The following is an 8267-nucleotide window of genomic DNA, read 5'->3' as shown; positions in this document are numbered from 1 at the left end:
GCCGCCGAAATATTTGATAATGTCCATCGTAGCCATAGCGAGGCCCGCGCCGTTGACCATGCAACCGATGTTGCCGTCAAGCGCGATGTAGGACAGATCGTATTTGGAAGCTTGGATTTCCTTTTCGTCTTCTTCGTCCAGGTCGCGAAGCTCCACGATATCCTTGTGGCGGAACAGCGCGTTGGAATCAAAATTCAGCTTGGCGTCGAGCGCCATGACGTCGCCGCCGCCGGTGACGACGAGCGGATTGATCTCAGCGATGGAGCAATCCTTGTCCACGAACGCCTGGTACAGCGACAGCATGAACTTCGCCGCTTTGTTCACAAGCTCGTTCGGAATGTTGATCGCATAAGCGATGCGGCGAGCCTGAAACGTCTGCAGGCCGATCGCCGGATCGACGACTTCCTTGATGATCTTCTCGGGGGAGTGCGCGGCGACCTCTTCGATCTCCGTGCCGCCTTCTTCGGAAGCCATCAGGACGACGCGGCCGGTGCCGCGGTCGACGACCAGGCCGACGTAATATTCCTTCTTGATGTCGCAGCCTTCTTCGATCAGCAGGCGCTTGACTTCTTTGCCTTCCGGTCCTGTCTGGTGCGTGACCAGCACTTTGCCGAGAATCTCGGAGGCGTACTGACGAACCTCGTCGAGGCTCTTCGCTACCTTGACGCCGCCGGCCTTGCCGCGTCCGCCGGCATGGATTTGCGCTTTGACGACCGAGACGGCCGTGCCGAGCTCTTCGGCAGCCTTGACCGCTTCGTCGACCGTAAACGCGACCTTGCCGCGAGGTACGGCGACGCCGTACTGTCTCAAGACTTCCTTGCCTTGATACTCATGAATATTCATGGCCCTGCATCCTCCCGTTTAAAACGCATCATAACAACCTTGTAGGCGCTTCGTACAAGCACCAAACCTTACCCATTGTATCACTTTTCGACTTGGCGTTCCTCTGTTTTTCATCAAATTTTTAGATGACTTTGGCAACGATTTCATCTAAAAAGGAGAATGAAAGTCCCTGAAAACGCCCCGGCAATGTTTAACATGACCCAAATGGCGGCCGCGGTATTCATCTGTTAGAACAGTTTCGCGCGATCAAATCGGCATGTCCGTGCTTGATCTTGGCTCGTTTACGTTCCTAACACTTTACGCCCCTTGGCGGTTCGATCGCTTTCCTGAGCAGCCGACGGCCCGACGCTTCCCGGCGCGGCGCGCTTTTCCCGGATCGCCTCCGGCTCGTAGCCCGGCATTTGCCTGTCCAACGCGCGATATTGAACCGCCTCCGCTACATGCTCGAGCCGAACGTCGTCGCAATCTTCGAGATCCGCGATCGTTCGGGACAGCTTCAGGATGCGGTCGTGCGCGCGATAGCTGAGGCCAAGCCTGCCGTACATGCCGGCGAGCAGCGCTTCCGCGTCGCTCGCAAGCCGCGCGTGAACGGCCAGCATTCGACCCGACAGCTCGCTGTTCCATCGAATGCCGGCGTCTACGTATCGTCGCCGTTGTCGCTCATAAGCTACGCTCAGCCTGTTCCTTGCTTCCTGAGAGGTCATCCCGCCGCCGCCAAAGCTGACGGGCTGCCTCGGAATCTCGACCTGAAGGTCGATCCGGTCGGCGAGCGGTCCCGACATGCGGGCGCGGTACCGCGCGAGCGAGCCGACCGAGCAGGTACACGGCTGCTCGGTCTGGTCGCCTCCCCAATATCCGCAGGCGCAAGGATTCATCGCCGCCGCCAGCATGAAGCTCGCGGGAAATCGCGCCACGCCGCGCGCGCGACCGATCGTCACGTGGCGATCCTCCAGCGGCTGCCGGAGCGACTCGAGCGCGTTTCGTCCGAATTCGGGCAGCTCGTCCAAAAAAAGTACGCCTCGATGCGCCAGTGTCACTTCGCCGGGCTTCGGAACCGTGCCTCCGCCGATCAGCCCCGATGTCGAAATCGTATGGTGAGGCGCCCGAAACGGACGCTCGCGAATCAAGCCGGCACGAGCGCCCGGAAACTTGCCGCTTACGCTGTAAATTTTGGTCACTTCAAGCGCCTCCTCGTCCGCAAGCGGCGGCAGCAGAGACGGCAGTCTCCTGCACAGCATCGTCTTGCCCGTGCCCGGCGGTCCCAGGAAAAGCAAGTTGTGCATCCCGGCCGCGGCGATGAGGAGCGCCCGCTTGCCTTGCAGTTGACCGGAGACGTCCGCCAAATCCGGCGAAGCGCCTATAACAGGCTCACGAACCTCGTCCGGGTCTGTCGAAGACAACAAAGCGGCGCCCATTCCGCTCGGGCCGCGAATCCAATCCGCTAGCGACGAGACGGACTTGACCTCGATGCCTTCGATCAAACCCGCTTCGTGCGCGCTCGCCGGCGGCACGAATATGCGCCGCAAGCCAGCCGCACGCGCATTCTCCGCCATTGCAAGAACGCCAGGCACGCCCTTAACTTCTCCATTCAACGACAATTCGCCGATGATGAGGGCTTTATCCAGCTCCTCCTGTCGCATCTGGCCGCTCGCGCAAAGAATGCCTGCCGCGATCGCCAGGTCGAATGCGCTCCCTTGCTTGCGCATATCCGCCGGCGCCAGATTAACCGTAATGCGGTCGAGCGGAAACTTCATTCCTGCGTTCTGTATGGCTGCCCGCGCGCGGTCGATCGACTCGCGAACGGCCGGGTCGGGCAGTCCGACTACGTTGACCTGCGGCAAGCCGGCAGCGATGTCCACCTCGACCTCGATCAGCCTGCCTTCAACGCCGAACACGATGGCGCTCAACAACTTGCAATACATAAAAAATACACCTTCCCTCCGCAACGTAGGTTCGTCGCCGGAGCAAGGTGCTTCCCTGCATTCCGTATCCGTTTGAATCCTTAGTCATCAGTCTAATGACGTTTTCGCCGCTTGTCAACCTTGGCGGCAAATGCTCAAAATGCGCCGACCAGATGCCGCACTTCCTTCACGCGACCCGCCTCGTCGTTCGTCACCGCCACGACATCGAACCTGATTCTAGCCTCTTCCAGACCCGCGAAGCGCAAATACACTTGAGCCGTCGCGCGAACCTGCATGCATTTGCGCGGCGTGACGGCTTCGATCGCCGTTCCGAAGCGGCCGTTTTCTTTGCGCGACCGTACCTCGACGATGACCGTCGTGTCGCCGTCCGCCGCGACGATATCCAGTTCCCCCGTCCGGCACCGCCAGTTTTTCTCCTTTATGCGGTATCCCAGACGCTCCAAAAAAGCGGCGGCTTCCGCTTCAGCCAGATCTCCGCGCCTTTTGCGAAGGTCCGGCTTCTTCGAGCTCGAGCTTGGATCGCGCGTCAATTCGGCTGTCCTCCGTTTCTTTGCGACGCTCGCCTGTCGGACCGGTAGACGAAGCTGAGCACCTCCGCGACGAGCTGGTAAAGCTCCTGCGGGATTTCCTGCTCCAGGTCGAGCTTCGACAGCACTTCGACGAGCGAAGCGTCCTCCTGAATAGGCACGCCGCTCTCGGCGGCGCGCTTCAGAATCTCCTCTGCGACGGCGCCCTTGCCCTTAGCGACGACGACTGGGGCGGACCGCAGTTCGGGATTGTACTTGAGCGCGACCGCCTTGCGGGGAACATACCTTTCCCCCTCGGCCGCCTCCTTCGACCCGCCCGAACGGCCGGCGTCTGCCGCCTTCCGTCCGTTTTCCTTCGGCTGGTCCATTCGATCTCCACCTTGCTCTATCCGGATGCGGACCGCTTAGGCCCGGTAATCGATGCCTTTGTAAAGCTTGGCGGCATAGGCGCCGCCCGGCGCCTGGCTCGCTTCGGGTGCGGCCGCCTCTGCTGGAGCGCGCTCCGGGTAGGGAGCGGCGGTCAACGACATCAGCCGGTACCCTGCCGATTGAAGCCCGTCCGCAGCTTCGCTTTTCGACGATTCGATCAGTTCCGCGACATCGGGATCGTCGTTCAGCAGCCGCAGCGAGACCGATCGATCGACGACTTGAACGTCCACGACGGTTCGTCCCATATGCCGCATGTCGAGGTCGAACAGCAGCCTGCAGTTGTCCGGGTCCAGCTCGCCGCGCCGCCCTCGCCGCGCTTCGATATGGACTTTGGCCGTCGTTTCCCCGTCCTGCCCTTTCATCGGAACGAACAGCGTCAAATGGCTCATCATCGCCGTATTTTGCCGTTCCGCGGACAGCAGGAGCTGCTGTCCCGTAATTTGCTGGACGAGATTTTGCGCCGCCTCGCGCAGCGCGGGCGGAGCATCGTCGCTTGCGCCGAGTGCAAGCAGCGCGCTCTTGAGCGAATCCGCCTGCCGCGCCGCCTCACCCGGGCCTTGATCGGCACCGTTCGACAAACCGGCTTGGAGCTCGCTCCAGGCGCCGCTTTTAAGCGCCGCATGTTCATGGTTGACGCCGAGCGCATTCAGCAGCTTGCCGATCCAGGACGGCTCCTTGTCGGCGTTCGCGGCGACGGACGGCTCGCCCGGAACCGCGATGCCCGCCGGCCGCGGCGAAGCTGCGGTCGACACCTCAGTGCCGGCACGTCCACCGCCTGCGGCATCAGCACCGCTCGCGCCATCGGGCGCTCGGGCCGCGCCGCCCCGCAGTGCTGACGCCTCGGAAACCGGCGATCGCCGGCCCGCCGGCTCGGCGCCCTGCGCGGCGCCTTCGGATTCCGTCGCCGCCGTAGCCGTCGGGGGCAGCGGACTCCCGCGCCCCGCGGCCTCCTGGCGGACTTCCGGCCGCCCGGGAACTGTCGGCCCCGCAAGCCCGCTGCTGCGGCCGTCCTGCCGCCCTCCGACGGGCGGTTCCCTGTCCTGCGTCACGACGCCGCTGCCGCCCGTGCCGCTGCCGCCCGTTGCCTTCTCGCTGGCGCGAGAAGCCGCATTCGCATCCGCCGACCTTTGGCCATCGACCAGCGCGGTCACCTCTTTGAGCAGCGTCAATATTCGCCGCGCAGCATCGGCCGTTTCCGCCTTGACCGACGGATCGGCCGCCGCGCGTCCCGCGAGCGCCTCGAGCGTCGACAGCTGCTCGTGAAGCGGCGGCCCGTACAAAGCCTGCCTGAGCGAGCCGATCGTCGCCTCCGTCGGCTGCAGTCCGCGCCTGAAGGCGATCCCCGCCGCATTCATCCATTCCTGCGCATCCGCGCCGGACGGCTTGGCCGAGGCCGCCTGCGCGAACCAGTCTGCCGTCTCGCGCGTGACGGGATAGCCGTCGCGCGCAAGTCCCCGGAGCAGCTCGCGGCTCCACGGCTGCTCGGGCAGGCCGAACGCCTTCGCCCCTTCGCGCGCCAGCGTCTCGTCGGTCGCATCGGCCTGTGCGGCATCCGGCAGCGGCCGCAGCGAGATTAACCCCGAAGACGAGTCCGGGCGCACCTGCAGCAGCGTGCTCTGGCCGACGGACAGCTCCGTCTCGAGCCTCGCTCTGACAGGCACGCCGTTAATGTTCATCAGCGCGTCCTGACCGTCGAGCATCTCGATCAGCACGCCCCGCACAATCTGTCCGATCCGCAGCTCCAACGCTTTGACGTCGGTCGGCTGGCTGTCCTTCATCAACGCCCGCATCAAAGAACCGATGTTCATGTCCATTTGGCGCAACCTCCTTCCTCGAGTCTGCCTCCGGCAAGACTGAAGGTTATGTATCCGTTTATCGGCTGCCTCTCGCCAATCCGTTAAAAGAGCGTCTGCTGCTCGATGGCGTACTTCGACAAAAACGTCCTCCGATGCAGCGGCGTCGGCCCGAGCGCGAGCAGCGCTTCGCGATGAACCTTCGTTGCATACCCTTTATGGTCCTTGATGCCGTATCCGGCGTAATTCAAATCCCATATTTGATCGCATAGCCGATCCCGCGTCACCTTGGCGACGATGGAAGCCGCGCCGATCGACTGACTGAGCATGTCTCCTTTGATGATCTTCGTTTGCGGAAGCGGCAAATCGACCGTTTCCGCATCGATCAGCAGGTGATCCGGCCGAACCGCGAGTCCTTCGACAGCAAGCTTCATGGCCAGGCGCGACGCCTGCCTTATATTGATTCTGTCGATCGTCGCGGCGTCGACGCGCCCGACCGACCAGGCGACCGCATTCGCAAGTATGACGTCGTACAACTCGTCCCGCTTTTTCTCGCTCAATCGCTTGGAGTCGTCGATTCCTTCGAGCAGAAGACCCGGCGGCAAGACGACGGCAGCGGCGACGACGTCGCCGAACAAGCAGCCTCTGCCGACCTCATCCACGCCGGCGATCGCCAAGACGCCTTCCGCCCACAAAGCCCGTTCATACGCCAATCTGTCAATTTCTATCGGTATTTCGATTTTCAATTCCAATTCCACCTTCGATGCCCGCATTCATTACGTTCTGCCTTCTATTGTCCGATAACGGCGACGATCCGGCAACTGTTTTTCGAATGCCCTTCCTATCGAGATACAAAAAAAGGCGCGCCGACCGAAGTCGACGAGCCGTGATCATCCTGCGGGAAATTCGAGCGAAATTCGCCCCAGCTTGCCGGATCGCAGGTCGCGCAGCAGAACGCCCGCAGCCTTGTCGTAGTCCACATGGCCGCCGCTGCCGAGACAGCCCCGGCGCCGGCCGATATCGGCCAGTACGTCAGCTGCCGACGCCGTATCCGGAAGCGTCGCCGGGAGCGCGTCCAAACTGTAGCGCTCGACCAGCGTGTCTCTGTACGCATCCGCGAGATAACGGATCAGCGTGCAGCCGACCTCGTCCACGTGAAGCACTTCTTCCTTGATGGCGCCCGTCGCGGCCAGCCTGAAGCCGACGTCGGCATCCTCGAACTTCGGCCACAAAATGCCCGGCGTGTCCAACAGCTCAAGTCCGCCGCCCGTACGAATCCACTGCTGGCCCTTCGTAACGCCCGGCTTGTCGCCGGTCACGGCCGCGCTGCGTCCGGCCAGCTTGTTGATCAGCGTAGACTTGCCCACGTTCGGAATGCCGACGATCAACGCCCGCGCAGGCCTCGGTTTAAGGCCCTTGGCGATCTGCCGGTCCGTCTTTTCCTTGAGCAGCGCCTGAACGCGAACCGCGATATCCTTGACGCCCGTGCCGGTGCTCGAGTCGATCAACAATGCGCTGTGTCCGAGCGACTGGTAGTAGGCGAGCCAAGCCGCGTTCGCGGCCGGGTCGGCCAGGTCCGCCTTGTTCAGCAGGATCAGTCTCGGCTTGCCGCCGACGATCTCGTCGATCATCGGATTGCGGCTCGCTTCGGGAATTCGCGCGTCGAGCAGTTCGAATACGACATCGATCAGCTTCAGCTTTTCTTCGATTTGCCTCTTGGCTCGGGTCATATGACCGGGGAACCATTGGATGGTCATGCGATACCGCCTCCTCTCGTATGCGCCTCGGGTTCGCCGGTCCTTCCGGCCGCCTTAAGCCTTAAGCCAGGACGCATCCGTCAGATTCGGCTTAATACCCTTTGCCGATATATTTGATCTTGTCGAGCGGCCAGAACACGAGCTCCGCCCGGCCGACGACGCGGTCGATCGGCACGTAGCCGATCATGCGGCTGTCCTTGCTGTTCGGACGATTGTCGCCCATGACGTACAGCATGCCGTCCGGCACCTTGCCGTCCGGGAACGTCTCGTTCGGAAAGTCGCTGCTCCATCTCTCGTCGTTGTACAGCTGGCCCGAAGCGTGCATTTCGTCGTACGTCTTCTGCAAATACGGCTCTTTGATCTTCGTGCCGTTAACGTACACGTCGTCGCCTTGAACCTTGACGGTATCGCCGCCGACGGCGATAACCCGCTTGATATAGTCCCTATGCTCGTCCGGCACGTGAAAGACGATCACCTCGCCGGCCTTCGGCTTGCGGATGTCGTACAGCGCCTTGTTCACGATGATGCGTTCGCCGTTCCAGAAGTTCGGCTGCATCGATTCGCCGTCGACGATAAACGGGTTGAACAGCAGCCAGCGGATGAGTATGACGAGCACGCCGGCGATAGCCAGCGCCTTGACCCATTCGACGGCTTCTCTGCCGGCTTTGGACTTGCCGGCGCCGGGTGCGGGCGGGGGCGCCCCGATCGTGCCGTGCTCTGCCTCGGAAGCTGCCTGCACGGTCTGCCTGGAAGGCGAGCCTGGCGCGGACAAATCGCCTGCGGCGATGTCCGTTTGCTCCCTTTCATTCCGCTTGTCAGTTTGATCCATAAGCTCGCCTCTTTTCTGCCTCAGCTAAGTATGCCCGCCGAAGGGTATGTATGTGCTTACGCGAAGAACGCAAAAGAGGGCTTGAACGAATGCCAAGCCCCCTTGCTTTTTCATTATCGAATTTCCTTGATGCGAGCTGCCTTGCCGCGCAGATTGCGCAGGTAGTA

General features: G+C 62.1%; 8 protein-coding genes. All 8 read right to left on the bottom strand.

Annotated elements, in window-relative coordinates:
* A partial coding sequence (sucC, locus tag KVT38_RS32625) for an ADP-forming succinate--CoA ligase subunit beta (protein WP_217597925.1) occupies positions 1-843 on the bottom strand: 843 nt, incomplete at its 3' end.
* Between the two features lie 281 nt (positions 844-1124).
* Complete coding sequence (locus KVT38_RS32620; protein ID WP_217597924.1) at positions 1125-2765, bottom strand: YifB family Mg chelatase-like AAA ATPase; 1641 nt, start codon at positions 2763-2765, stop codon at positions 1125-1127.
* A 134-nt stretch (positions 2766-2899) separates the two neighbouring features.
* On the bottom strand, positions 2900-3295 hold the full coding sequence (locus KVT38_RS32615; protein ID WP_217597923.1) for a YraN family protein: 396 nt from the start codon (positions 3293-3295) through the stop codon (positions 2900-2902).
* Positions 3292-3660 carry an EscU/YscU/HrcU family type III secretion system export apparatus switch protein gene (locus KVT38_RS32610; protein ID WP_217597922.1) on the bottom strand — a complete coding sequence of 123 codons (369 nt, stop codon included), beginning with the start codon at positions 3658-3660 and terminating at the stop codon, positions 3292-3294. The genes KVT38_RS32615 and KVT38_RS32610 overlap by 4 nt, the downstream gene beginning before the upstream one ends.
* Positions 3661-3696: 36 nt before the next feature.
* Entirely contained in the window at positions 3697-5535 is a 1839-nt protein-coding gene (locus tag KVT38_RS32605) for a hypothetical protein (RefSeq protein WP_217597921.1), read from the bottom strand.
* An 83-nt stretch (positions 5536-5618) separates the two neighbouring features.
* On the bottom strand, positions 5619-6260 hold the full coding sequence (locus tag KVT38_RS32600) for a ribonuclease HII (protein ID WP_254639736.1): 642 nt from the start codon (positions 6258-6260) through the stop codon (positions 5619-5621).
* Between the two features lie 144 nt (positions 6261-6404).
* On the bottom strand, positions 6405-7271 hold the full coding sequence (ylqF, locus tag KVT38_RS32595) for a ribosome biogenesis GTPase YlqF (protein ID WP_217597919.1): 867 nt from the start codon (positions 7269-7271) through the stop codon (positions 6405-6407).
* A 91-nt stretch (positions 7272-7362) separates the two neighbouring features.
* Positions 7363-8100: a signal peptidase I gene (gene lepB / locus KVT38_RS32590; protein ID WP_217597918.1), complete on the bottom strand. Its 738-nt coding sequence runs from the start codon at positions 8098-8100 to the stop codon at positions 7363-7365.
* Positions 8101-8267: the final 167 nt, after the last annotated feature.

This window comes from Cohnella sp. GbtcB17 (assembly GCF_019091135.1).
GTDB lineage: Bacteria > Bacillota > Bacilli > Paenibacillales > Paenibacillaceae > Cohnella.
Note: the sequence above shows the minus strand (reverse complement) of the source record. Positions and strands in the feature narration are given on the sequence as shown.